Genomic DNA, 24,190 nt, shown 5'->3' on the forward strand with positions numbered 1-24,190 from the left:
CCTCACTTGATCCCGGAGAAGCCGATGGAGTTGGTGATCTTCTTGGCGAACGCCAGGAACAGGATGATCATCGGCAGCGCCGCGATCAGCGTCGCGGCCATCAGGCCGGCCCAGTCCGGTCCGCCCTGCGGCGTCTGCGACCGGAACACGCCGAGCGCGACCGTCAGCACCCGGACGTTCTCCTGCTGGCCGACCAGCAGCGGCCAGAAGTAGTCGTTCCAGGAGTTGATGTAGGTCAGGATCGCGAGCGTGGCGATCGGCGCCGCGCTCATCGGGATGATCAGGCCGAAGAAGATCCGCCGGTGCCCGGCACCGTCGATCATCGCCGCCTCCTCCAGCTCCCGGTTGATCCCGAGGAAGAACTGGCGCAGGAAGAAGATCGCGAACGGCGTCATGAACGCACCCGGCAGGATGATGCCGGCGAAGCTGTTCAGCAGGCCGAGGTTCTTGATCAGCACGAAGTTCGGCAGCGTGGTGAAGATCGGCGGCACCATCAGCGCGGCCAGGAACAGCGCGAACACCTTGTCCCGCCCGGGCCAGCGCAGCCGGGCGAACGCGTACGCCGCCATCGCGCTGAAGAACACCTGGCAGACCGTCGTGATGGTTGCCACGACCAACGAGTTGCGCAGGTACAGCCAGAAGTTGACGGCCGCCCCCGAACCACCCTGGGCCTGGGCCTCCTCGATCGTCGACAGTCCGAGCACCCGCTTGAACGCGCCCAGCGTGGACTCCACCGGGAGCAGCGAGCTCGGGTGGCCGGGAAGCTGGGTGTTGTCGGACAGCGCCGTACGCAGCATCCAGTAGAACGGGAACAGCGTGACGATCAGCAGCACGATCAGGAACGCCCAGGCGACGACCCGGCCGACGTTCAACTCCCGCACAGAATGAGACGACAGCCTCATGCCAGATCACTCTCCTTCGCGCGCAGCAGCCGGAGCTGCAGCAGGGAGACCACCGCGAGGATCGCGAACAGCACCAGCGCCATCGCGGAGGCGTACCCGAAGTCGAACCGGGTGAACGCCCGCTCGTAGATGTAGTAGTAGATGACCCGGGTCGCGTTGATCGGGCCGCCCTGCGTGGTCACCGCGACGGTGTCGAAGATCTGGAACGACCCGATCATGGTGACCACCAGGACCATCACCAGAACAGGCCGCAGCAGCGGCAGCGTGATCCGCCAGAACGTCTTCCACTCCGTCGACCCGTCCACCTCGGCCGCCTCGTAGACGTAGTTCGGGATCGTCTGCAGGCCGGCGAACACCAGCAGGGCCGTGTAGCCCATGTGCCGCCAGATGTTGATCCCCGCAACCGTCGGGATCGCCCAGTGCGAGTCGCCGAAGAACGCGACCGGATCGATCCCGATCCAGGTCAGGCCCTGGTTCACGATGCCGACCTGGAAGTCCAGCATCCAGTACCAGACCAGCGCGACCACCACGTTCGCGACCAGGTACGGCAGCAGGATCGCCGCGCGGACCGTGATCGACTTGGTCAGCCGGTACATCAGCATCGCGATCCCGATCGCCAGGATCGTCTGCACGCCGATGTTGATCACGACGTACTCGACCGTGACCAGCAGCGCGTTCCAGAAGAAGCTGTCCTGGATCATCCGCCGGTAGTTGTCCAGGCCGTTGAACTGCGGCGCGGACAGCAGGCTGTACTCGGTGAAGCTCAGGTAGGCGCCGCGCAGGGTCGGCCAGATGTAGAACACGACGAAGCCGAGCGTGGCCGGGGCCAGGAAGATCATTGCGACCTTCAGGTCCCCCAGGCTCCGCCGCCTACCGGGCGGAGCCTTCCGATCCCCGTGATCTCGCCTGCTGTCGGGTGGTGCGTTGGTGGTCACGGTCACGGGGATCTCCTTCTCAGTCTGCGATCGACCGGGCTTAGTCGATCGCGGTCACTTCCAGCAAGATCGCGCTCTCAGGCCACTGGGCCGGGATCAGCACCCCGGCCGAGGCCAGTGCGGCACCGTTCAGTTCGACGCTTCCACCGTTGGCCGACCAGGCCGCCGTCCGCGACTCGGGACCGGGTGTCGCGACCTTGCTCACTCGGTAGGTCCGCTGCGGGTCGAGCCCGGGCAGCCGGACCCGGCCGACGGCCGACGTGACCGACTGCGTCAGCTGTACGGCGGCGTACACGGCGCGGGCGCGGTCCGGGGAAACCACGCCGTGCAGGAGGAAGTCGGCCGGACCGCGGTCGGCGCGGACGACCGTGCCGGTGTGCAGCAACGGCCGCAGTTCCTTGTGCAGGGCGACCCAGCCGGCCAGCTCCGCCCGCTCCTCGGGAGAGGCGGACGCGATGTCCCACTCGATGCCGAAGTGGCCGAACAGCGCGGTGATCGCGCGGAACGACAGCGACTGGGTGCGGCCCGTGGTGTGCGCTCGCGGCGGGCCGATGTGGCAGCCGATCAGCTCCGGCGGCAGCAGCAGCTGCGTGTACCGCTGGATCGTCTGGCGCTCGAGCGCGTCGTTGCTGTCGCTGCCCCAGATCCGGTCGGTGCGCTCCAGGATGCCGAGGTCGACGCGGGCGCCGCCGGACGAGCACGACTCGATCTCCAGGCCCGGGTGCCGGCGCTTCAGCTCGTCGATCAGCCGGTACACGGCCAGCGTCTGCTCGTGGATGCCGGCGGTCCCGGTCAACTGGTTGCCGCCGTCGACGAAGTCCCGGTTGTGGTCCCACTTCAGGTACGCGATGTCGTACTCGCTCAGCAGGCTGTCGAGCCGCTCGAGGATGTAGTCGTACGCCGCCGGGACGCCGAGGTTCAGGCCCTGCTGATGCCGCGCGGTCGGGGGCATCCGGTGGCCGGTGGCCAGGATCCAGTCCGGGTGCTCGCGAGCCAGGTCGGAGTCCGGGTTCACCATCTCCGGCTCGACCCAGAGGCCGAACTGCAGGCCGTGACCCCGGACGTGGTCGACGAGCGGGTGCAGGCCCTTCGGCCAGATCCCTTCGTCGACGTACCAGTCACCGAGCCCCGCGTGGTCGTCGCGCCGGCCGCGGAACCACCCGTCGTCGAGCACGAACCGCTCCGCGCCGACCTCGGCGGCCGCGTCCGCGAGCGCCTTCAGCTTGTCCAGGTCGAGATCGAAGTAGACGGCTTCCCAGGTGTTCAGTACGACGGGACGCTCGGTCTTCGGGTGGTTCGGCCGGGCCCGCAGGTACTCGTGGAACCGGGCGGACAGCCGGTCGAGTCCGACGCCGTACGAACCGTAGATCCACGGAGTGCTGTAGGTGCCTTCCGGCTGCACGCGACCCTCGCCGGGGAGGAGCAGCTCGCCGCCGCCGATCACGCCGTACCCGCTCATGCCGCGCTCGGCGTACGAGCGGTGGTTGCCGCTCCAAGCGGTGTGCACCGACCAGATCTCGCCGGTGCCGAAGTCGAAGCCGGGCGTACCGGCGATCAGCAGCAGGGTCGCGTCGGCGCCGGTGCGGCCGCGGCGGTTGTCGCGGATGTGCGCACCTTGGGTGAACGCGTGCCGCTGCGGGTGCCGCTCGCCGATGTGGCGACCGGTCATGTCGAGCAGTTCGGTCGCCTCGGTCGGGACCGGGAGTGCGAGGACCAGGCCGTCGACCGTGTACGGCGTCTTACCGGTGTTCGTGAGGTCGGCCTTGGCCCGAACGAGACCGCTGTCGGTCAGCTCGATGGTCAGGCGGATCGTGAGCCCGGCGTCGGGATCCTCCGCGTCGACCTGCACCGCGTTGTCGGACTGCGCGACGCTGGTCAGCCGGAAGCTCGCGGAGAAGTTCTGCCCGTCGCGGTGGCCGCACAGGCCCGGCAGGCCGAACCAGCCGGTGGCGTGCTCCGGCACGATCGCGATCGGCTGGTTGTCGTCCAGGCCGTTACCGTCCTGGACCGCACCGGCCCCACGCCTCAGTTCCAGCAGAGCTTTCCCGGTCAGCTCACCCAGATCCGCACCCCAGTGCAGGACGGACGGAAGGGCCGGACCTGAGCAGTCCAGCACCAGGCTGACCCCGGCAGCGCGAAGCTGTAGCACCTCGATGTTCGACACTGTTGATTCACTCTGCTTTCTGATTGATTTCAGGACGGAACTATTTACCCCGCGGCCCCAGATGTCAATGCTTCACGAAGTTAAGTAAATACTTTACGACTGGCATCGTTGTCAGCCCAGAGGTTGGGGAACCGCTCTCCCCGCAGCGCGGTCAGAACGACAGGCGCGCCCGTACCGGCAACTCGTGCAACGCAGGCTCAGACTCCGGCCGGTCGGGCAGCGCGCTAGCCGCCTCGGCTTCGTCCAGCGCAGCCTGCAGCCGGCTGACATCCTCGGCCAGCCGCTCCCCCTGCACCCCGTCGATCGGAGCATGCTCGGCCTCGGCCTTGGCGGCCATCAGCTCCGGCAGGTACGGCGGCCGCTCGGGCAGCTCGAGCTCGCGAAGGTCGGCCTGGACGATGCCGGTCCGCATCAGATTGATGCCGGTCAGCAGCACCCGGAAGGTGTAGAGCAGCGGCTTGAGCTCACCGTTCCTCTGGAAGAAGTCCCACTGGGTCTTCGCGAATCCGCGGTAGTGGTGAGCGTGCCACTTGGTCAGCAGCCGGCCGCCAGGGCGACCAGTTCCTCATGCTCCGGCGTGGTGACCACGACCAAGGGCGAGAGCACCTGCTCCAGCACGTAGCCATTGCGGCGCGGCATCAGGCGGGCGAACTTCGCCAGGTCGTGGGTGACGAGGCCGACCTCGGCCTCGTTCTCGAACCAGGTCCGGTCCAGGGTCTCCGGGCCGGTGCGCAGACCAACCACCTCGGCCGCGGGCAGGACGTGTACGCCGCGCAGGTCGACGTCAGAGTCTCGGGACGGGAAGCCATAGAGGTGCGCGCCGGAGACCGTGGCGAAGATCAGGCGGTAGGGCTGCTCACCCATGATCTGACGCAGCTCGGCGTAGTCGAGGGTGCGCATGTCACGTGTCACGGATGTTCCTCTTCCGGACGGACCTGAGCCAGGTGTCGACTCTGGCGGCATCGGGTGTTGCCGGCAGGACAGTCCGTTGCAGCGCGTCGTCCAGATCCTCATGCAGCGACAGCCGCCAGTGCTCGACCTCGTCCCACGACAGCTCGCCGCGCTTGACCGCGAGCAGACGTTCGCGGTGCGGGCCGACGTCGACGACAAGTCTTGCCTCAAGCAACAGAGTGCGGGCCGCGAGCAACAACCGGATCAGATGCATGACGTGCTTCCACTTCGGCGCACCGTCGCGGCGGAAGTCCGCCTCCAGCTTCTTGAACTGGCTCAGCACATAGCCCGAGTACGTCTGGTAGGCCAGCTGGGACAGGAAGGCCTCGCGCAGGTCGACCAGCTCCTCCCCCAGCGGCGTCTGCCGGACGACGAGCGGCGAGTGCAGCACCTCGAGGAGATTCGGGTTCGCCTTCAGCGCGAGCTCGCAGAACCGCTCGACCTCCCACGAGAACCACTCCGGCTCCGGCCCGTCGACATGCGTCGGTGGCTTGGCGAGGGACCAGAAGGACTCGGTCGGCGCCACGTAGACCCCGCGCGTATCCGTGTCCGAGGTATCGGTGTCCAGACCGAATGCCCGCGACCCCACGACCGCGGCGTAGATCGTGTGCTCCAGCACCAAACGGTCGCCGTCAGGCTGATCCAATTCGATCGCCTCGTCCTGGTACGCCGTACGCAGACTCAACTGCTCGCGTTGGGCCAGGGTCTCCCGGCCGTCGACGAGCCGGACTGTGTAGCGGCCGTCCGGGGTGATGCCGGCGACCCGGCCGGTGGCGCCGCGCTGCGCCGTACCGCCGTGCTCATCGGGCGCGGCGACGCGGATCACCACTTGCGTCCCCACCGGCAACTGCGGCCCCTGCACCGACATGCCGCCATGCTCCCCCACAACCGGACCACCCGGACGCCCAGCCCATCCCAATTGCCACCTCCACAGCACTCTCAGCGTGCCGGAGCCCCGCATGCGCCATTGGAATGGCCTGGCGGTCCGCCCATCTATTGACAGATTTTTCTGTCAATAGGAGATTGGGGGCATGCTGCGGTACGTCGAGGAGCCCGAGAAGGTGCGGTTGGCGTTGTCGCCGATCCGGCGGCAGCTGCTGGAGTTGCTGCGGGAGCCGTCGTCGGCGACGCAGCTCGCGGCCGCGCTGGAGCTCCCTCGGCAGCGGGTGAACTACCACCTGCGCGAGCTGGAGAAGGCCGGGCTGGTCGAGCTGGTCGAGGAGCGGCAGCGGCGTGGGTTCACCGAGCGGATCCTGCGCGCATCGTCCTCTCTTGTCGTCGATCCAGCCGTGATGGGCAGGGCGTTCACTGAGATCCATGACCAGTACGCCGCTGAGCACCTGGTCGACGTGGCAGCCGGCACGGTCCGGGACGTGGCCCGGATGCAGAGCGCGGCCGATGCCGCGGGCAAGCGGCTGCTGACGTTCACACTCGAAGCCGAGGTCCGCTTCGCCGAGCCCGGCGACATTCACCGCTTCACCGACGCGCTGACCGAGGCGGTCCGGCGGACGGTCGAGCAGTTCGACACCGAGGGCGGGCGCGCGTACCGGCTGATCGCGGGCGGCCACCCGGCGCCCCGCCGTACCGAAGGAGACTCATGAACGACGAGAGACCACAGATCGTGGTGACCGTGGCGGCGCCTGTCGAGACGGTCTGGCAGGCGTTGCGGGAGAAGGAGAAGATCCGGCACTGGCACGGCTGGGAGTACGAGGGACCCCAAGGCGGGCTGGAGGAGGAGATCGACCTCATCTACTACAGCCACGCCGTCGAGGAGGGCACGACGCTGACGCTCGGCAGCGGCGACGAGTTCGTGGTCGAGCCGGTCGAGGGCGGGTCGCGGATCACGCTGACCCGGGCACCGCACGGCGCCAACCCCGAGTGGGAGGCGTACTACGACGACGTCACCGAGGGCTGGACGACGTTCCTGAACCAGCTGCGGTTCGCGGTGGAGCACCACCCCGGCGACGCCCGCCACACCCTGTTCTACTCCGGGACCGGCCCGCTCTCCCCGATGGCCGAGCTCGGCATCTCCCCCGGCCCGGCCGGCAGCTCCTACGAGCTCGAGCTGGTGGGCGAGCAGGTCAAGGGCGAGGTCTGGTACACCTCCGAGCACCAGGTCGGCCTGACAGTAGATGCCTGGGGCAACGGCCTGCTGGTGCTCAGCCACATCCCGCCCGGCGAGCAGAAACCCGACGGCGCCACGATGGCCGTCCTCAGCCTGTACGGCGACACCGACTGCGACGCCCTCGACGCCCGCTGGCACACCTGGTGGGACCCCCGCTACCCAGAAAAACTCGACCTCGGGACTTGAGCTCCGGAGCTACGCCGGATACGGGATGACACGCAGTTTCTCGCCCGGGAAGATTCCAACCTCGGCAAGTCGCCGGTCATCGACGGACTGACGCTTCTTCCGCGCCCAGGCCGTTCCGATGGCGTCGAAAACGGTGCCTTGCTCGGAGACAAGAGCCCAGCTCTCGAGGTACTGGAATGGTCTGATGTGCGGAGCCATCGCGAAATACAGTGCGTCAAGCAACTCGCGGACCGTGGCGTCCTCGTCGACCGGAAACAGCACTGGACTCCGCTCCGGCGCTACCGCATCGATCTCCACCTCGACGCTGCTCGACACCACCGCCTGCTGGAACTGATCGGCCAGCTCCTCCCGCTTGCCGGAGGTGCCGTCCGATTGGCCGACGAGGAGCTCCGCGACCGCTTTGCCGTAGACGTGGACTTCTGCGCGACTGTTCCGACTGACACCGGCCGCGTACATCTCGGGCGTGATCTCCCCGGAGTACTCGCGAGGCGGGTACAGCTTGGGCGCGTGATTGGTCAGTAGCCACACAAAGACGACAAAGACCCCGATCGGGAAAGCCACCGCGAAGATCGCGAACAACAGCCGCGCGGCGCCGTCCGTGGTGATCGACGCGACTCCGGCCGTCACTTCGCTGAGTGCGATGAACAGCGCGATGATCCACAGCGGAGAGGCCCCGCTCGGGGCGTTGGACGTGGTCAGCGGCACAGCGTGCTCCAAGGTCTGCTCAGTTGACCGCAGACTCCCCACCACTGTCCGCGACAAACTCTCGGAGGAGTCTCGAGCAACGATTCTGACACGGCGGTGACAGGGCGCAAAGGTGTCAGCACTCTCGGTCTACCGGAGGAGGTTACCCGGAAGTACATTTTTGCCGACGGTGGTCGGGTGGGGGTCCTGACGATCACCGAACTCCGGCGAGAGAGGCCCTCCGGTGGTCCTTCCGACCTCTGTTTTTCCGTCCTGGCGTCGAGTGTCCCTGATCCTTGTGCTCTCCATGACCGGCCTCGGCCTGGTCGCCACCCCCGCGCACGCCGATGGCCCGGGGTCCGGAACGCCGTACGTCGTCACCGTCGGCGACTCCTACATCTCGGGCGAGGCCGGCCGCTGGGCCGGCAGCTCGAACAACTCCGAGGCGCCGGCCGACGCGCTCGGTGCGCACGCCTACCACGACAACGCGAGCCATACCGCCGAGCAGATCCCGAAGTGTCACCGCAGCCAGTCGGACGAGGCGTACATCGGCGGCGGGGTCGGCGGGCTGAACCTGGCCTGCTCCGGTGCTCGCACCACGACCGGCACCGGCGACGACTTCAAGCCGGGGATCGACTTCTACGACAACGGCGCCGGCCGGCAGGGCCAGGCGAAGATGCTGCAGGTGTTCGCAGCCACTCACAACGTCAAGCAGGTGGTCGTGTCGATCGGCGGCAACGACTTCAACTTCGCGGCGATCGTGACGCAGTGCGTGCAGGACTTCCTGCTCTCGCCGTCCTGGTTCCCGGACTACTGCCGGGACGACTCGTCGGTCGTCAACAACTTCACGTCCGCCAACATCACCGCCGTACGCGGCCGGATCGCCACCGCGTTCCAGAACATCCGCACCGCCATGCGGAACGCCGGGTACGGCGACAACGCGTGGTCTCTGGTCGTGCAGACGTACCCGTCACCGATTCCGGCCGCCAGCGGGTTCAGGTACGGGCAGAGCGGTTACACCCGGCAGAGTGTCGGTGGCTGCGGCTTCTGGAACGCGGACGCCGACTGGGCGAACAGCACGGCCCTCGTCAACATCAACAACACCGTCCGCGCCGCCATGGGCCAGTCCGGCCTGACCAACACCCGCCTGCTCGAGCTCCAGTCCGCCTTCAACGGCCGGCGCCTGTGTGAGAACACGGTCGGCCTCTACGAGGAAGTCGGCCTGTCCTCGTGGACCCAACCGACCGCGGTCGACAAGACCGAGTGGATCAACCAGATCCGCACCGTCACCACGGTCGGTTCCAACTACTACATCCAGGAATCCCTCCACCCCAACTACTGGGCCCAGCTGGCCCTCCGCTCCTGCGTCCGCCAGACCTACACCCAATCCCGAGGCGGCACCTGCACGATCTCCGGCACCGGCCTCCTCAACGGCGAACCCCGCATGACCCTCAACTAGCCCTTCTTGGGCCGAGCGTAGGCAACGGATGCTGACGTGTCCCCTCCCAGTACTTCCATCAGGTCAGCATTCCGCTTACGTTCGGCCCGAGTATTCACCGGCACCTCGACGTGCATGGCGTCGTACATCGCGAACCGATCCAGATCCATACACGTCTTGATTGCCGCACCCCAGGCCAAGGCGGACGCCACCGCGCCCCGATACGTGATGTACGCAAAGCCGTACGGCACCAGCGCGACGAGCAACCACCAGCCCGCAGCCAGCAACCAGACGGTCGTGATGGCCGCCGACAGCAACCCATAGAACGCCAGCCGAATCGACACATCCATCTGCTCGCGCGAGTCATCGAGGTACGCCGCCCGGGCCGGCGCCGCCGTCATCGCAAGATGCGGCGCGAGGGTGATGAGGTCGAGTCCGTACGGTTGTCCGACCGCATCCTCGGTCTGCCGCAGCGCGTTGCCGAGCCGAGTCGGCAGCAGGCGGTCGGCGTCGGTCGGCATCGTGTCCAGAACCTTCAGGATCGCGTCCTCGGCGAGCGTCAGGCCGTGAACCGGCGAGCCCTCCGGCACCGCCGACATAGTGACCCGTCGCTTCGCCAACTGCTCCTGGTCCTTCTCCAGCTTGGCGAACTTCTCCGCGCCGACCTTCTCTTTGATCATCGCGTCAAGGAGAAGCTCGCGGCGCGCGGCGAGCGCGCCGGCTCGGCTCTCCAGCCGTTGCTGCCGGGACCGATGACGTAGCGCCAGGGCGGTAGCCAGGCGCACGGCGAAGGGACGCGGACCCCAGTACCCCTCCAGCAATTGCGTCGTGGCAAACAGGAGCGGATGCACCGCGAAGCTCAGCAACAACGAAGCGGCGAGCGCAAGGCCGAAATCGCTCGCCGTCCAGTGCTCGAATGCGTCGCCCGCCCCGCTGAGCTTGAACTTGCCGAGAGGTTCTGCCGCGCCCCTGAGTGCAACCATCCAGACGACGAACATCAGCGACGGCAGCAACGACGTCAGGCTGAAATAGCGGCCGATCTGGTTTCCGACCGACGTCGCGGCCTCGGAGAGTCCCGCGGCCATCAGTCCTCGTCCTGCTCGTCCCACTCGTCCCAACCGCAACCGCCGCAGAACAGGGTTCCGTTCCGGTCACGTTTGAGGAAGCCGGTCTGGCAATGCTCGCAGCGATCACCCTCCTTGCGCTTGGGCGTCCCCGCCGCCTGCGGGTTGCCGCCCCTCAACCCCAGGCCTGCCAAGGTGCGCACCAGCACGATCGTCGTGGCGCGTAGCCGACCGTTCATCGCGGACCTCCCACCCCTGGTGACTGTCAGTATGTCCCTCGGACCGGGCGGGGAGCCAGGGGCGGCGCGGCGGGGGCCTTGGATCGGCGGGGCTTGAGATGCTGTGGGCTGAGGTGGAGGGAGCGCGGGATGCGGGTGCGACAGGTGACGGTGTGGGCGGTGCCTGTGCTTGTTGTTGCCGTGCTGGCTGGGACCAGTGCTTTGTTTGGTGAGGCTGCTGCCGCGATCGTGCTCGGGGTCTTTGTTGCCTTCGGCGTCGGCTGGGCGGTGGGAGCAGGTATTGATCCGGCGACGAAGGTCAAGCTGCCGACTTCGCTCGTACCGAAGAAGCCTGCGTCGCTGGTGAGTGGGGTCGATCTGAGTGGGGCCGATCTGAGTGGTGCTGACCTGACCGGCGCGGATCTGCGTGGGCTGGATCTGCGGGATGTGAAGCTCAACCGGGCGATTCTTCGGGATGCGGATCTCCGGGGTGCGCGGTTGTCGCAGGAGCCTGACCAGTGAGCCGGCCGCCGTACCCTCGATGGGGTACGGCGGCCGGCGTGTTTCAGGTCAGCTCAGGTTGAGGCCTGTGTCGTCGATGACGAACGAGGTCTGCAGGGAGCTGTCTTCGGTGCCGGTGAAGCTGATCGACACCGTTTGACCGGCGAACGACGACACGTTGAACGACTTCAGCGAGTAGCCACTCGCCTTGTTCAGGTTCGAGTACGTCGCCAGCGTGGTCGTGCCCGCCTTCACGGTGAGCTTGTCGTACTGCGTGGTCGTGGTGGTCTCGGCGGAGTCGATGTGCAGGTAGAACGACAACGTCGCGCTGCACCCGGCCGGGATCGCCACCGACTGGCTCAGAGTGTCGGTGTGGGTGCTGCCGTAGCCGTCCAGCCAGGCCTTCCAGGTACCGCTACGCGCGGGCTGGGAGGCGGTGTTGTCGATCACCCCGGCCGACGCCGACCACGGCGCCGCCGTACCGGTCTCGAAGCCCGGGTTTCCGAGCTTCTGGCCGGAGCAGCCACCGGTGCCGCCGATGGTGAAGGTGAACGACGTGCTGCCCGAACCACCGGCACTCGCGGTCGCCGTCGCGGTGACGTTGAAGGTGCCGCTGGCGGTCGGGGTGCCGGACACGGTCCCGGTGGAGGAACCGATCGTGATCCCGCCCGGCAGGCCGCTCGCGGACCAGGTGTACGGCGCGGTGCCGCCGGTCGCCGACAGCGTGAACGACGCGATCGCCGTACCGACCGTACCGGTCTTGTTGCCCGGGTTCGTGACGGTGACGCCGCCGCTGACGGTGCAGGTCGGGTCAGCGGCCTGCGCCGGAACGCTGACCGCGTCCCACGCCGCCTTCACGGTGTTGAACTCGGTGCAGCTGCCCGGGAACAGGTTCTTCGCCGCGGTCAGGGTCCAGGTCCGGTACTTCAGGTACGAGCTGCTGCTGGTCTTCATCAGCATCGCGTTGTACATGATCCGGATCGCCTTCTGGATGCCCAGGCCGGTGACCGTCGAGCTGTTGCAGGTCGGGCTCGACGGCGAGCCGTTGCTGCCCTGCGAGAGCAGGTAGAACCAGTGGTTGCCGGGGCCGGCCGCGGCGTGCACCTCGGTGCCCGGGATCGAGCTCGAGTAGCAGTTCGGGTCGCCGAGGGCCGACGGGTTGTACATGTTGCGGATCGGGCCGCTGCCGACCAGGTTGACCTCTTCGCCGACCAGGAAGTCCGGCGGGTCGTACGCCGCCGCCTGGTTGCTGTACCACTCGGTCGCCGCGCCGAACGTGTCGGCGACGAACTCCTGGGTGCCGCTGCCGGAGATACCGCCCGGCGTGTGGTCGTCGATCCCGTGACCCATCTCATGGGCCAGGACGTCGATCGAGCCGATCCAGCCACCGGCGGTGTTCTTGCCGATCTGGACCTGGGTGCCGTCGTAATACGCGTTCTGGTCGTTCAGGCCGACGCGGATCGGCCAGGCGCCACCATTGCCGTCCATGCCGTTACGGCCGAGCCAGTCGGTCAGCATGTGCTTCTCGGTCTGCGCAGCGAACAAGGCGTCGACGCAGCCGGTCTCCTTGTTGGTGGCCGTCCCGTTGCCCCAGTTGTCGTCCGGACCGGAGAACGTGGTGTTGTTCGCCGCGTCCTGGCAGGACAGGTTGGTGGTGTTCGGGTCCTTCATCGAGTACGTGCTGCCGGTCAGGGTCGTGTCCAGGTGAACCGGGTTCGGACCGCTGTAGACCGCCGTACCGTTGCCGGCCATCACGTGTTCCTTGGTGCCGAGCACCTTGCCGCTCTGCGCGTCGACGTACACCGACAGGCTGGACGGCTCGTGACCGTTGTTGCCGCTGACCCTGGACTGCCACGCCAGCTTCGGCGTGCCGTTGAGGGCGTAGACGGCCAGCGTCGGCGTGGTGGACGAGTCCACGTGCTTGAGCTGCTTGGTCGCCGTCGCCTTGGCGGCCGCCGCAGTGACCTTCGCGGTCGTCGACAGATCGGGTACGGCGGTGGTCTGGGAGACCGAGGTGGACTTCACGGCCCCGTTGGCATCGGTGACCACGACGAAGTCACCACCGATCACCGGGAGACCCTTGAACGAGCGCTCGTACGGGACGTACTGCAGACCCGAGGGCTCGGAGATCACCGGCTTCGCGGTGAACTGGTCGTTCTTCCCGGCGTGCAGACCGGCCGGCCGGTTGGCGACCAGTGAGGAGGCAGCGTCGGCGGCGTACGCCTTGGACTGTGCCTGCGACGGCCGGGGAGGTGGTGCCGCGGTCGGAGCGGCTCCGGCCGCTGAAGACCCGAGGGCGGCGAGTGCCGCTACCGCGAGGCTGGTGACAGCCAGTACGGCGGCGGGCTTGCGGGAACGCTGAAACAAGACCATGGATGTGGTCCCTTCGCGACAACGGTGCTGGGCGGGTTGCGCCTCGCCGGACTGCAGACGGGTGCACCACCTCCGTCTGGGACCTCCGGCCTATCCACCGGTTTGCTGCCCTCCCCCTTCCATCGGCCGCCGATGAATCGCGCGGACGGACACTATGCCCGCGCCCCGGGCCGGGCAAGGCGCTGCAATGCCGTTGGCACGAGTCAGACAATGACCTCGTTGTCATGCCCGCGTCGGCAACATCACGCCGGCCGATTTCGGGGTGGCCTGGACCAATCGTGGGCGTTGCGGGCAGAATCGCGCAGACGGGTAGGCTGCCGGCTGGGGTGTGAGTGGAAACCGAATTCGCGCTGTCACTCGGTACGCAGCGGTGGACGCTGTCGGCCGGGGGCGACGACGTCACCATCGGGCGTGCCTCGAACGCGTCCGTCCGGCTCCAGGCCGATGACCAGATCTCCCGTATCCACGCCCGCCTGACCCGCACCGGTACGACGTGGACCCTGCACGACGAGTCCCGCAACGGCACCGGCCTCAACGGCCGCCGCCTCGCCGCCCCCACCCCCCTCACCAACAACGACCGGATCCACATAGGCCGCTCAGTCCTCACCTTCCACGAATCCCAGCCGGCCCCGAACCCGTCCGCCTTCACCTCACCCCCCGCCCCCTCCGCCCCGCCGCCCACCGCATCACCGGCCGCCGCGTCGACCCCCTCTGCTCCGCCCGCAGCCACCCCGGCTCCCACACCCGCCGCGCCACCAGTTACCCCAGCGACGCCTCCGCCCACCCCCGCCGCACCTCCCTCAGCCACCCCAGCCGGCCAGTACCCGTCACACGAGCCCCACTCGCCGGCCAACGCGAATGCCCCAACCCCGTTCACCGAGGATCCAGCCGCCCCTGCGCCGCCGGCTCCTCGAGCAACACCCCCGCCCGCCGGCGCAGCCCCACCACCGACCCACGACGAGCGTGGGCAGCGCCCGTTCGAGCCTGGGGCGGGTGAGCAGCGCCCGTTCGAGTCTGAGCAGCGCCCGTTCGAGCCTGAGGAGCGTGAGCGGAGGCCGTTCAACTTCGCGGAGTCCGAGCCTCATGACGCTCCCGCCCCGCCGTCGGCAGCACCCGACGGGCCCCGCCGAACGGATGCCCCCAGCAACTTCGCGATCTTCCCGGCGGATCCGTCGTACCCAGACTCCGGCGAACCGCCGTACCAAGGCCCCGGCGAGCCGGAGGATCGCGCGCCCGACGCCGCCTGGGCCGCGTACCCGTCGGCGGACAACCCCGAGCCGGCCCGCTCCCCGTGGGACAACCCGCCGGCCGCACAGATCGAGCAGTCCCAGCCCAACTGGAACGAATCGGCAAGCTGGCCCGACATCCGCCAAGGCGACCCGCCAGACCACCGCCTCCCCTCCGCCGACCGCACCACAGGCGACCGCGGCCGGAACGGAGACCGGGACCGCACCCGGAACAGGGACCGCGACCGCGCCGGGGTCATGACCGGAGAGGGCGACGAAGAGGTCGGCACCGTCCGCCTGCTGCGCGTTCTGCTGGTCGCGGCGTTCATCATCGTCCTCGGCCTGCTGATCAACCTGACCGTCACGTTCCTCGCCGACGGCCCCGGCGGCGCGCTGCGCTGGCTGATCCCCCCGGCGATCGCCCTGGTCGTGGCCATGATCGTGGCCCTCCTCGACGCCGCCGCGCCGACCAACCGCGCCCCCGGCCGCCTCGACGTCTCGATCATCATCGCGATCGTCGTCGTACTCCTCGGCGTCGGCGTCGGCGGGTTCGCCCTCACCGCGGGAGCCCAGTACGTCGGCGGCTACCTGACCGGCAACGAGTCTGGCGAGGACCGCCTGATCAAACCCGTCGCCAAGCCCGCCGGCAGCCTCACCGTCACGGTCGAGAACGTCACGTACACCAGCCACTTCACCCGCGTAGAAGTCAAGCTCACCAACGCCGGCAAGCAGCCCGTCTCGCTCCCCCTCACGAACACCGCCACCTTCGCTGGCGAGGACGGCAGCGCCCTCCGCGCCGACACCTCACGCAGCCAGTGGCCCGGCAGCATCCCGAACGGCGGCTCCGACCACGGCACCATCACCTTCAAGGGCCACCTCCCGGACGCCACCACCTCAGCCACTCTCACCCTGAAGTCCGGTGACGCCGGAGTGGCCGTCGCCGGCCTGACCCTCAGCAACTGATCCCGACGACCCTGCCTTCCCCGGTCGACCCATCGACAGAGTTACATCGAAGATTGATATAGTTCCCCCTATGGCGGAGCAGTTGGACGTGGATCGGCTGACCACGGTGATCGAGGACTTCAACACGATCTTCATCCGGTTGCCGTCGGTGCGGAGGTTCAACTTCTCGACGCTGTCGGTGCTGCACACGCTGTCACGCAAAGGACCGCTGCGGCTGACCGACCTGCTGGCGACCGAGCAACTCAAGCAGCCCGCCCTGACCAGCCTGGTCGCAAAGCTCGAACAAGACGGGCTCCTGCAACGCCGCCCCGACCCCACCGACGGACGCGCGATGCTCCTGTCGCTGACCAGCGCCGGCCGCCAGATCGTCCACTCCCGCCACGCCAACCGGGTCACCAAGCTGACCCACCTGATCGACCAGCTGGCCCCAGAGGAGCGCGCCGTACTCGCGAGCTCCGTAAATGTCCTCACCCGCCTGACCGAGATCGCCGCCGAGGACACCCCATGACCGCACCTGTGAGGCACCCGATGACCGACCTGGTACCAACACCGATCCACGTCCCCGACGAGGTCCTCGACGACCTCCGCCGCCGGCTCACCGCGACCAAGTGGCCGCTGGACGTAGGCAACGACGACGGCTTCTACGGCGTACGCCGTACCCGCCTCCAGCCCCTGGTCGAGTACTGGGCCGACGGGTACGACTGGCGCGCGGCGGAGCGGGCGATCAACGCGTACGAGCACTACCGCGTCGGCGTAGGCGGCGTCCCCGTGCACTTCCTACGCAAGCCCGGCGTCGGACCGAACCCGATCCCGCTGATCCTCAGTCACGGCTGGCCGTGGACGTTCTGGCACTGGTCGAAGGTGATTGGCCAGCTCGCCGACCCAGCGTCGTACGGCGGTGATCCGGCCGACGCGTTCGACGTGATCGTGCCCTCACTGCCCGGGTTCGGGTTCTCCACGCCGCTGACGAACCAGCCGGACATGAACTTCTGGAAGATCGCCGACGTCTGGCACGAGCTGATGACCGGCGTGCTCGGCCACCCGAAGTACGCCGCCGCGGGGTGCGATGTCGGCGCGCTGGTGACCGGGCAACTCGGGCACAAGTACGCCGACGAGCTCTACGGGATCCACATCGGTTCGGGGCTGAAGCTCAGCTTCTTCAACGGCGACCGCGGCTGGGACCTGAGCGGCGGCAATCCGATCCCGTCCGGCCTGCCGTCGATCGTCCACAATCGGATTGTCGAACTCGAACGTCGCTTCGCCGCGCACCTGGCCACCCATGTGCTGGACCCGAGCACCCTCGGCTTCGGCCTGGCCGACTCACCGGCCGGCATGCTGGCCTGGATCCTCGAGCGCTGGTTGAGCTGGTCCGAGGGCGACAAGGCGTTCAGCGACGACGACCTGCTCACCCACGCGACGATCTACTGGGCCGGCAACGCGATCGACACCTCGATCCGCACCTACGCCAACAACAACCGCTACCCATGGACCCCGTCGCACGACCGTACGCCGGTCATCGAGGCCCCGACCGGCATCACCTTCGTCGGCTACGAGAACCCACCCGGCGTCAGCACCCCCGAAGAGCGCATCCAGAACTTCCTGAACAGCGACCGCGCCTCCTGGTACAACCACACCAACCTCACCGCCCACCCCCACGGCGGCCACTTCATCCCCTGGGAACTCCCCACCGAATGGACCACCGACCTCCGCCGCACCTTCCGCCCCCTCCGATGACCTCAGTCGCGCAGATCGTCAGCAGGTCTCAGCGGTAGTCGGCGAGCCGGGGGTGGTTGCGCCAGGCGGGCATTGTTGCCATGTAGGCGAGGGTGTCGGCCTCGATCTTGGCGCGCGGGTCGCCGGGGTTGCGGCGTTCCTGCCAGGACACCATCGAGGCGAACCGGGTGTCGAAGTCCTGAAGGTTGCCATCGGCATCGACGCAGTGCACGCAGTACCGGCCGCTCTCGATCGGCATGCTGCAACTCTCGCACGTGCTGGTCATGGTCATTGCTCGGCTCCGTTCGAACGGACGAGGGTGGACAAGGTGGTGAGCAGCGCGGCCCGGTCGCCGGGTGACAGAGCGCCGAACGCGTCGGCCAGCGCGGCGACGCTCAGCACGTCGCGATCAGCCTTCAGTACGGCGAAACCCTCCGGCGACAGCCACACGAGCGTGCGGCGCCGGTCCTGCGGATCGCGCTCACGCTCCAGCACACCTTTCGACTCGAGCTGAGTCACGATGTCGCTGACCACCGACTGCGCGCGGTCCAGGTGCAGCGCGATGTCGCCGACGGTCAACGGCCCGGTCTGCGAGAGGTGCTGCAGGACTGCCCGGCTCGCGCCGGACATCTCGTTCCGCTTCCCGTCCCGCCGGTGAAACCGCAGGTACGTCTCGCGGAACAGATCAGCGAACGCCTGGGCGTCCTCTTCGGCCGTGCTCACACAGAGACTGTCCACCCGGCCCAATCCATCGTCAATCCCGATGCATTGGCACTCGCCGGTCGACAATCCGTACGTCGTGCTCCACCTGGGACCGCTCCGCACGGACGATGACCCGGCGGATCTGCTGAGCCACGACATCCGGGGCGTTCTCGTCAGGCGCGTTGTGGTCGAGGTCGGGCAGGATCGAGTACTCGGCGCCGGGCAGGATGGCTGCGAGGCGCGGGAGTACGCCGGTCAGGTACGCGGGCGACTTCTCACCACCGAGGAGAAGGGTCCGCGACGCGATCCCGGCGTACCGGCTGCCGTCGGAGTCGAGGCGGGCGATCTCGCCGATCTCGGCCGGCGTGGCCGGCATCAGGTCGCGCGTCTCGCGCCCGCCGGACCCGTGCAGCATCAGGAAAGCAATTGCCCACAGCAACGGTGTCGCCTTGAACGGCACCAGGCCCGTGCCCTTGAGGAACGTCTCCATCGCCGCCGTACGGTGGCCGGCGTCGAGCTGTTCGGTGAATGTGCTCAGCCAACTCGCGTCGAACGATCCGTCGATGCTCACCGCCGGTTCGTAGACAACCAGCGCATCCAGCGGCCGCCGCAGTCCCACATGCAGCGCCACCAGCCCGCCGTAGCTGTGCCCGAACACCATCTGTGCGCCGGTGTCCTCCATCACAGCGAGTACGTCGTCGACCTCGGTCTCCACGCTGTACGACGTACCGCGCGGCCCACTCACTCCACGGCCGCGCCGCTCGATCACGTGCACCGCGTGAGCCCCCGCCAGCCCCCGAGCCAGGCCCTCGTAATGGTGAGCCCGCCGATTGTTCCCCGGAATCACCACGATCCCCGGACCGGCGCCGAAACTCTGCACCCCGATCGGCGCACCGTCCCTCGCGGCGATCATGTCCTGTCGCCAGTCAACCCCACGCATCCCCGACCTCCCTCATCCGTGACCCCACGATGCCCACCCCCGCTGGCACCCACCTGGCATCCCTCTGTCACAACCCACCAGCAGCCCCACATCTGCCCGATCCGGCGATATTTCACTGACGGTGGCTGCACGCATGCGTGACGAGATCAGGAGCTGCCGGCCCGGGTGAGCAGGTGTGTGCGCTCGGCTTCGTTCGAGGTGAGCACGGCGGCACGCTCGAACTCGGCTCGTGCTTCCGCGGAGCGGCCGAGCTTGGCCAGCAGGTCGCCGCGCACGCTCGGCAGCAGGTGGTAGCTGTGCAGCACGGCGACGCCGAGCAATCCGTCGGTCACAGCGAGCCCGGCGGCCGGTCCGTCGGCCATCGACACGGCAACCGCGCGGTTCAGTTCGACGATCGGCGAGCGGGTCAGCGCGACGAGGTCGCCGTACAGGGAGGCGATGCGCACCCAGTCGGTGTCCTCAGCACGCGGTGCTCTGGCGTGGCAGGCCGCGATCTGCGCCTGGATGACGTAGGAGACGGTGCCGTCGATCTCCTCGGCCCGCTCCAGCGCGGCGAGACCGTGCGTGATCAGCAACCGGTCCCAGCGAGCCCGGTCCTGCTTGTCGAGCGTGACGATCTCGCCGTCGGGCCCGGTGCGGGCGCGCAGCCGGGACGCCTGGATCTCCATCAACGCCACCAGAGCATGCGTCTCGGCCTCGCCGGCTGCCAACGCGGCGAGCATGCGGCCGAGGCGCATCGCCTCCTGGCACAGCTCGGCGCGCGCCCACTGCTCGCCGGCGGTGGCCGTATAGCCCTCGTTGAAGACCAGGTAGACGGCCTCGAGGACGGAGCTCAGCCGGTCGGCGAGTTCATCGCCGACGGGAACCTCGAAGGACACGTCGGCCTCGGTGAGCGCCTTCTTCGCCCGGGTGATCCGTGCTGCCATCGTGGTCGTCCGGACCAGGAAGGCGCGGGCGATCTCCTCGGTCGACAGCCCGGCGACCAGCTTCAGGGTGAGGGCCACGCGGGCATCGATCGACAGCACCGGGTGGCACGCGGTGAACATCAGCCGCAGTACGTCGTCTTCGACGTGCGGGCCGAACTCGATCTCGTCCATCGGAGCCTCGTGATCACTGAGTTCGTGACCGAGCAGTTCGACCTTGCTCCGCAGTGTCACGGCGCGACGAATCGTGTCGACGCCGCGGCGGTGCGCCACGGCCATCAGCCAGGCGCCCGGAGCGTCCGGGACACCTGACTCGGGCCACTGCTCGAGCGCCGCGACGAGTGCGTCCTGCGCAAGGTCTTCGGCCAGCCCGACATCGCGCACGACACGGGCCAGGCCGGCGATCAGCCTGGCGGATTCGATCCGCCAGACCGCGTCGATCGCCTGCTGGGTCGCAGAGGTCACTACTGCTGGGCGGCGGACTCTGCGCTCATCCGCTGCTCGGCCGCCGCGATCTCGGCCGGCAGGGAGTCGCCGAAGTCGTCAGCGTCGAAGATCTTGCGGAGTTCGACCTCGCAGTCGCGCAACGGCGAGCGCTTGACCCACTCGACGGCCTCCTCCATCGAGGCGACCTCCCAGATCGAGAAGCCGGCGATCAGCTCCTTCGTCTCGGCGAACGGGCCGTCGATCACGCGGGTGTTGCCGTCGGCGTCGAAGGCGACCCGCTTGCCCTTGCTGGTCGGCTGCAGTCCGTCGGCGGCCAGCACGACGCCCGCCTCGACGAGCTTCTCGTTGAACTCGTTCATCGCGGCGAACTCCTCGGCGGAACCCAACTCGCCGGCCTCGGACTGCTCCGTCGCCTTGCCCAGAACCATGACCTTCATCGCTGTGCTCCTTCGCGTCCGCCCGGGATCGGCCCCTTGACCGATTCAACCCTGGCTCACCCCTGCGTCGAACGGGAAGGGACGGATTCGACACGACGCCGAAGTTTTCTCGCGCGGCCCGGGACCAGGTGGGTGCCAGACGCGAGAAGGGCCGGCCCAGGTGGGCCGGCCCTTCTCGTACGGGGGTGGAGGTGGCGGGAATCGAACCCGCGTCCTTCAGCGTCGCTCCAAGACTTCTCCGGGCGCAGTCTGCTAGACGTTTTCTCAGCCCCAGCACTCTCGCAGACGAAGTCGCTGACAGGCTCAGTCACTGTAAATGTCCCGTACTAACCCCGTGACCGGGCTAGCACAGCAAGCTTCCTAGCTGAGGCCAGGAACCGGGTCGGAAGCATCCCCGGGCTGACCGCTTCTTTAGGTGCTCAGGCCGTCAGGCGGCGAGAGCGAAGCTACTGCGCGAATTAACGTTGGCAGTTATTGGTTTCCAGAGATCGTTAACGAGATAACCCTGGATCCTCGGCCCGCTTCTCTTGGAACTAACGTCCAAAGTCGAAACCGTTCACCCCCTGTTGAGTTGTCAAACTCCCACCAGCCCCGAGAGGCGGGTGGAAGATCCACACTACCAAGTCCAACAGACCGCCCGCACCTCACATTCCCCGGAGCAGCCTGCGGGGGCGTTCAACCGGGGAGCTACTTGATCAGGCGGAGCGTGAACGGGTAGCGGAAGTTCGAGCCGACCGCGGTGGCCAGGCCGCCGATGCCGGTGAGGATGAACCAGAGGATGCCCAGCAGCGGGAACAGGAAGCCCGTGAAGCCGTGCGTCACCCCGGTCGCGATCCCGAGCAGGGCGAACGCCCCGAACGCGCTCAGCTGGAAGTTCAGCGCCTCGACCGCGTGCCTGCGGACCGCCGGGTTCTTCTGACCGGCCGTCGCGACCACGATCGCCGGCCCGACGAAGAACGTCGGGTACCCGAGCCAGTGCGCGACCGTCCCCATCCCGCGCCCGTTGGCGTCGTACCGCTGGAGCGGGGCCGGGCGGGTGAAGGCGGCGGGCGCGTACGTCGGGACCGGCCGGGAGACGAGTCCGTCGAACGTGCTGTTCAGTTCGGCCCTGGTCCGGGCCTTCAGCGCCAGTTCCAGCCGGGTGTCGAACTCGGCGTGGTCGAGTCGGCCGTCGGCGTACATTTCTTTCAGGATCTCGACGGCGCGATCCCGTTGAGCCGGCGTCACCAGCAGGTCTGAAGTGGACATGCCTCCACTCTGCGCGCCGGGCGCCGCGCACCCCATCGGGTGCAGCCCCGAGCAACCCCTGACCCGACCCCAGCCGGCACTCGGGTACGCCGGAGGCCGACCGGGCTCAGCGCCCGCGGGTCCGATCCGACAGGGCGCGCCGGGCCTCGCGGTCGGCCTGGCGCTCGGCCAGGGCCTGCCGCTTGTCGTAGTCCTTCTTACCGCGCCCGGTGGCGAGCTCGACCTTCGCGTACCCGTCCTTGAAGTACAGCGAGAGCGGGATCAGCGACACGCCCTGCTGCTCGACCGCCCTGATCAGCTTCTGCATCTCATCCTTGTGCAGCAGCAGCTTGCGGGTCCGCCGGGGCTCGTGGTTGGTCCAGGTCCCGTGCTTGTACTCAGGGATGTGCATCCCCTGCAGCCACAGCTCGTTCCCCCGGATCGCGGCGAACGCGTCGACCAGGGAGGCCCGGCCCTGCCGCAGGGACTTCACCTCGGTCCCCGTCAGCACCAGCCCGGCCTCCACCACGTCCTCGATGTGGTAGTCGTGTCGCGCCTTCCGGTTCTGCGCGATCGGCTTCTGCTGGCCGGTCTGTTTCACCATCCGACCAGTATCCCAGATTCGTCAGAGCCACTTCATCGGATTAACCACGTTGCCGTCCTGGTAGACCATGAAGTGCAGGTGGCAGCCGGTGGAGTAGCCGGTCGTCCCGGCGTACCCGATGATCTCGCCCTTGCTGACCCGCTCACCGACGTGGGCCTTGTAGCGCGACAGGTGGTTGTAGACGGTCGTGATCGAGGAGCCGTCCATCACTCCGTGTGAGATGAACAGCCGGTTGCCGTAACCGCCGTTGTAGTACTTGTCGGTCACCACCCCATCGGCCGCGGCGCGGATCGGCGTACCGCAGGGAGCGCGGAAGTCGGTGCCGTCGTGCAGCTTCCAGTAGTGCAGCACCGGGTGGAACCGCATGCCGTACGGCGACGTGATGTAGCTGCTCACCGGGTAGCTGAGTCCGCCGTCACCGGAGTTGTCCGGGATCTTCCGCGGCGGCCGGCCCTCCTTGCGCGCCTTCGCCCGCTCGGCCTTCTCAGCGGCCGCCTTGCGGCGTGCCGCGGCGGCCTTCTCGGCCTTCGCCCGGGCGATCAGGATCTGCTGGACCCGGGTCCGCTCGGCCAGCAGCGAGTTGTACTGCGCGAGCTCGGTGTTCTTCTCCTTCTCGGCGGCCTTGTAGGCGACCAGCTTGACCTGCGCGATCGCGGCGGCCTCGGCCTTGTCGGCCGCGACCTGCTCGGTCAGCTCGGTGACCTGCTGGACCGTCCGGGCGGCCTCGGCCCGGGCGTCCGCGGCGGCCTTCTCGGCGGCAGCGACCTTGACCCGCTTGCTGGCAAGCTGCGCCTGGGCGTTGTTCAGGTTGGTGATCGCGTTGCCCTGGATGCCGAACACGTTCCGCTGCACCTGCATCCCGGTGGCGATCTCGGCCGGCGACGCGCCGCGCAGCGCGATCGACAGCCCGACCAGGCTGTTCTGCTGCTGGTACGCCGAGCGCACGGCCCGGCCGGCCACGGCGCGCTTCTCCGCGATCAGCCGCTCGCCGGTCTCGACGTCGGCGACCGCCGCACGCAAGGCCAGTTCGGCGCCGGCGAGCTTGCTCGCGGCCACCAGATCGGCGGCCTTCGCGGCGGCCAGTTTGCCCTGGGCGGCGGCGTACCGGACCTGGACGGCCTGGTACTTCACCTCCGCCTGGTTGTAGGCGGCAACGGACTTGCCGAGCTGATCGGACGCCTCGGCGAGATCAGCCTTCTGCTGGTTGATCTGCGAGTCGAGTTGCTTCTTCTTGGCGGCTGGATCGGGCGGGTCCGCCTGGGCAGACGGAACCGCCGCCAGGACTCCGGCGGACAGGGACAGGACAAGGCAGCAAGCGGCGACCACCGTCTGCCGGCCCTGCGGTCTCGTGCGCGATCGCGGGTACGGCGGAGTGGAGGTGCCGGTGCTGTCGTCTCGCTTGATGCTCCCCCGCTGACGCGGGTTCGCACCGGGGAAGTGCGGGACCACAGGTCGACCCCTTGCTCT

25 protein-coding genes and 1 other RNA gene are annotated in these 24,190 nt (G+C 68.1%); 7 read left to right on the forward strand and 19 right to left on the reverse strand.

Annotated elements, in window-relative coordinates; all coding sequences use genetic code 11:
* Positions 1-2: 2 nt before the first annotated feature.
* The 6 genes from ACZ3HV_RS19755 to ACZ3HV_RS19780 all read right to left on the reverse strand — a co-directional run bounded on the left by ACZ3HV_RS19755 (position 3) and on the right by ACZ3HV_RS19780 (position 5,820).
* Positions 3-902, reverse strand: a complete 900-nt coding sequence (locus ACZ3HV_RS19755; protein WP_465686258.1) for a carbohydrate ABC transporter permease — start codon at positions 900-902, stop codon at positions 3-5.
* Entirely contained in the window at positions 899-1,843 is a 945-nt protein-coding gene (locus ACZ3HV_RS19760; RefSeq protein ID WP_465686260.1) for a carbohydrate ABC transporter permease, read from the reverse strand. The genes ACZ3HV_RS19755 and ACZ3HV_RS19760 overlap by 4 nt, the downstream gene beginning before the upstream one ends.
* Positions 1,844-1,877: 34 nt before the next feature.
* On the reverse strand, positions 1,878-4,001 hold the full coding sequence (locus ACZ3HV_RS19765; protein ID WP_465686262.1) for an alpha-galactosidase: 2,124 nt from the start codon (positions 3,999-4,001) through the stop codon (positions 1,878-1,880).
* 151 nt (positions 4,002-4,152) lie between these two features.
* Positions 4,153-4,542, reverse strand: coding sequence for a DNA polymerase beta superfamily protein (locus ACZ3HV_RS19770; protein ID WP_465686329.1), 390 nt, complete (start codon positions 4,540-4,542; stop codon positions 4,153-4,155).
* Positions 4,536-4,913, reverse strand: a complete 378-nt coding sequence (locus ACZ3HV_RS19775) for a nucleotidyltransferase domain-containing protein (protein ID WP_465686264.1) — start codon at positions 4,911-4,913, stop codon at positions 4,536-4,538. The genes ACZ3HV_RS19770 and ACZ3HV_RS19775 overlap by 7 nt, the downstream gene beginning before the upstream one ends.
* A complete protein-coding gene (locus tag ACZ3HV_RS19780; RefSeq protein ID WP_465686266.1) occupies positions 4,903-5,820 on the reverse strand; it encodes a nucleotidyltransferase domain-containing protein in 918 nt (305 codons plus the stop codon). The genes ACZ3HV_RS19775 and ACZ3HV_RS19780 overlap by 11 nt, the downstream gene beginning before the upstream one ends.
* A gap of 163 nt (positions 5,821-5,983) precedes the next feature.
* On the opposite strand from ACZ3HV_RS19780, the gene ACZ3HV_RS19785 reads away from it, so the two are divergent.
* A complete protein-coding gene (locus tag ACZ3HV_RS19785; protein WP_465686268.1) occupies positions 5,984-6,553 on the forward strand; it encodes a helix-turn-helix domain-containing protein in 570 nt (189 codons plus the stop codon).
* Positions 6,550-7,263, forward strand: coding sequence for an SRPBCC family protein (locus ACZ3HV_RS19790; protein ID WP_465686270.1), 714 nt, complete (start codon positions 6,550-6,552; stop codon positions 7,261-7,263). The genes ACZ3HV_RS19785 and ACZ3HV_RS19790 overlap by 4 nt, the downstream gene beginning before the upstream one ends.
* Before the next feature lie 9 nt (positions 7,264-7,272).
* Here the strand turns inward: ACZ3HV_RS19790 and ACZ3HV_RS19795 are convergent, their stop codons facing one another.
* Positions 7,273-7,968, reverse strand: a complete 696-nt coding sequence (locus ACZ3HV_RS19795) for a hypothetical protein (protein ID WP_465686272.1) — start codon at positions 7,966-7,968, stop codon at positions 7,273-7,275.
* 286 nt (positions 7,969-8,254) lie between these two features.
* Here ACZ3HV_RS19795 and ACZ3HV_RS19800 point away from each other — a divergent pair, with 286 nt between their 5' ends.
* The gene (locus ACZ3HV_RS19800; RefSeq protein ID WP_465686274.1) at positions 8,255-9,406 is read left to right on the forward strand and encodes an SGNH/GDSL hydrolase family protein; all 1,152 of its coding nucleotides are present in this window, start codon (positions 8,255-8,257) and stop codon (positions 9,404-9,406) included.
* Here ACZ3HV_RS19800 and ACZ3HV_RS19805 read toward each other — a convergent pair.
* Both ACZ3HV_RS19805 and ACZ3HV_RS19810 read right to left on the reverse strand, forming a co-directional pair.
* The gene (locus tag ACZ3HV_RS19805; protein ID WP_465686276.1) at positions 9,403-10,470 is read right to left on the reverse strand and encodes a hypothetical protein; all 1,068 of its coding nucleotides are present in this window, start codon (positions 10,468-10,470) and stop codon (positions 9,403-9,405) included. The genes ACZ3HV_RS19800 and ACZ3HV_RS19805 overlap by 4 nt on opposite strands.
* The gene (locus ACZ3HV_RS19810; RefSeq protein ID WP_465686278.1) at positions 10,470-10,688 is read right to left on the reverse strand and encodes a hypothetical protein; all 219 of its coding nucleotides are present in this window, start codon (positions 10,686-10,688) and stop codon (positions 10,470-10,472) included. The genes ACZ3HV_RS19805 and ACZ3HV_RS19810 overlap by 1 nt, the downstream gene beginning before the upstream one ends.
* A 129-nt stretch (positions 10,689-10,817) precedes the next feature.
* Here ACZ3HV_RS19810 and ACZ3HV_RS19815 point away from each other — a divergent pair, with 129 nt between their 5' ends.
* Positions 10,818-11,189 (forward strand): pentapeptide repeat-containing protein, encoded by a 372-nt coding sequence (locus tag ACZ3HV_RS19815; RefSeq protein WP_465686280.1) that lies wholly within the window; start codon positions 10,818-10,820, stop codon positions 11,187-11,189.
* Between the two features lie 48 nt (positions 11,190-11,237).
* On the opposite strand, the gene ACZ3HV_RS19820 is transcribed toward ACZ3HV_RS19815, so the two are convergent.
* Positions 11,238-13,541 (reverse strand): M4 family metallopeptidase, encoded by a 2,304-nt coding sequence (locus tag ACZ3HV_RS19820; RefSeq protein WP_465686282.1) that lies wholly within the window; start codon positions 13,539-13,541, stop codon positions 11,238-11,240.
* A gap of 332 nt (positions 13,542-13,873) precedes the next feature.
* On the opposite strand from ACZ3HV_RS19820, the gene ACZ3HV_RS19825 reads away from it, so the two are divergent.
* The 3 genes from ACZ3HV_RS19825 to ACZ3HV_RS19835 all read left to right on the forward strand — a co-directional run bounded on the left by ACZ3HV_RS19825 (position 13,874) and on the right by ACZ3HV_RS19835 (position 17,464).
* Positions 13,874-15,730, forward strand: coding sequence for an FHA domain-containing protein (locus tag ACZ3HV_RS19825; RefSeq protein WP_465686284.1), 1,857 nt, complete (start codon positions 13,874-13,876; stop codon positions 15,728-15,730).
* A 70-nt stretch (positions 15,731-15,800) separates the two neighbouring features.
* Positions 15,801-16,238 carry a MarR family winged helix-turn-helix transcriptional regulator gene (locus tag ACZ3HV_RS19830; RefSeq protein WP_465686286.1) on the forward strand — a complete coding sequence of 146 codons (438 nt, stop codon included), beginning with the start codon at positions 15,801-15,803 and terminating at the stop codon, positions 16,236-16,238.
* A complete protein-coding gene (locus ACZ3HV_RS19835) occupies positions 16,235-17,464 on the forward strand; it encodes an epoxide hydrolase family protein (protein ID WP_465686287.1) in 1,230 nt (409 codons plus the stop codon). Before ACZ3HV_RS19830 ends, ACZ3HV_RS19835 begins: the two co-directional genes overlap by 4 nt.
* 28 nt (positions 17,465-17,492) lie before the next feature.
* Here ACZ3HV_RS19835 and ACZ3HV_RS19840 read toward each other — a convergent pair whose 3' ends face one another.
* From ACZ3HV_RS19840 to ACZ3HV_RS19880, 9 genes are all read right to left on the reverse strand, one after another.
* Positions 17,493-17,702 carry a hypothetical protein gene (locus ACZ3HV_RS19840; protein ID WP_465686289.1) on the reverse strand — a complete coding sequence of 70 codons (210 nt, stop codon included), beginning with the start codon at positions 17,700-17,702 and terminating at the stop codon, positions 17,493-17,495.
* A gap of 29 nt (positions 17,703-17,731) precedes the next feature.
* Positions 17,732-18,166, reverse strand: a complete 435-nt coding sequence (locus ACZ3HV_RS19845) for a MarR family winged helix-turn-helix transcriptional regulator (protein WP_465686291.1) — start codon at positions 18,164-18,166, stop codon at positions 17,732-17,734.
* A 31-nt stretch (positions 18,167-18,197) separates the two neighbouring features.
* On the reverse strand, positions 18,198-19,085 hold the full coding sequence (locus ACZ3HV_RS19850) for an alpha/beta fold hydrolase (protein ID WP_465686293.1): 888 nt from the start codon (positions 19,083-19,085) through the stop codon (positions 18,198-18,200).
* A 146-nt stretch (positions 19,086-19,231) separates the two neighbouring features.
* Positions 19,232-20,473, reverse strand: a complete 1,242-nt coding sequence (locus ACZ3HV_RS19855) for an RNA polymerase sigma factor (protein ID WP_465686295.1) — start codon at positions 20,471-20,473, stop codon at positions 19,232-19,234.
* Positions 20,473-20,892: a YciI family protein gene (locus ACZ3HV_RS19860; protein WP_465686297.1), complete on the reverse strand. Its 420-nt coding sequence runs from the start codon at positions 20,890-20,892 to the stop codon at positions 20,473-20,475. Before ACZ3HV_RS19860 ends, ACZ3HV_RS19855 begins: the two co-directional genes overlap by 1 nt.
* Positions 20,893-21,075: 183 nt before the next feature.
* Positions 21,076-21,456, reverse strand: a transfer-messenger RNA (tmRNA) gene (ssrA, locus tag ACZ3HV_RS19865).
* A gap of 123 nt (positions 21,457-21,579) precedes the next feature.
* On the reverse strand, positions 21,580-22,140 hold the full coding sequence (locus tag ACZ3HV_RS19870; protein ID WP_360378228.1) for a DUF1707 and DUF4870 domain-containing protein: 561 nt from the start codon (positions 22,138-22,140) through the stop codon (positions 21,580-21,582).
* 106 nt (positions 22,141-22,246) lie between these two features.
* Positions 22,247-22,723, reverse strand: a complete 477-nt coding sequence (gene smpB, locus ACZ3HV_RS19875; RefSeq protein ID WP_360378225.1) for an SsrA-binding protein SmpB — start codon at positions 22,721-22,723, stop codon at positions 22,247-22,249.
* 21 nt (positions 22,724-22,744) lie between these two features.
* A complete protein-coding gene (locus tag ACZ3HV_RS19880) occupies positions 22,745-24,172 on the reverse strand; it encodes a peptidoglycan DD-metalloendopeptidase family protein (RefSeq protein ID WP_465686299.1) in 1,428 nt (475 codons plus the stop codon).
* Between the last annotated feature and the right edge of the window lie 18 nt (positions 24,173-24,190).

This window comes from Kribbella sp. NPDC020701 (assembly GCF_055562215.1).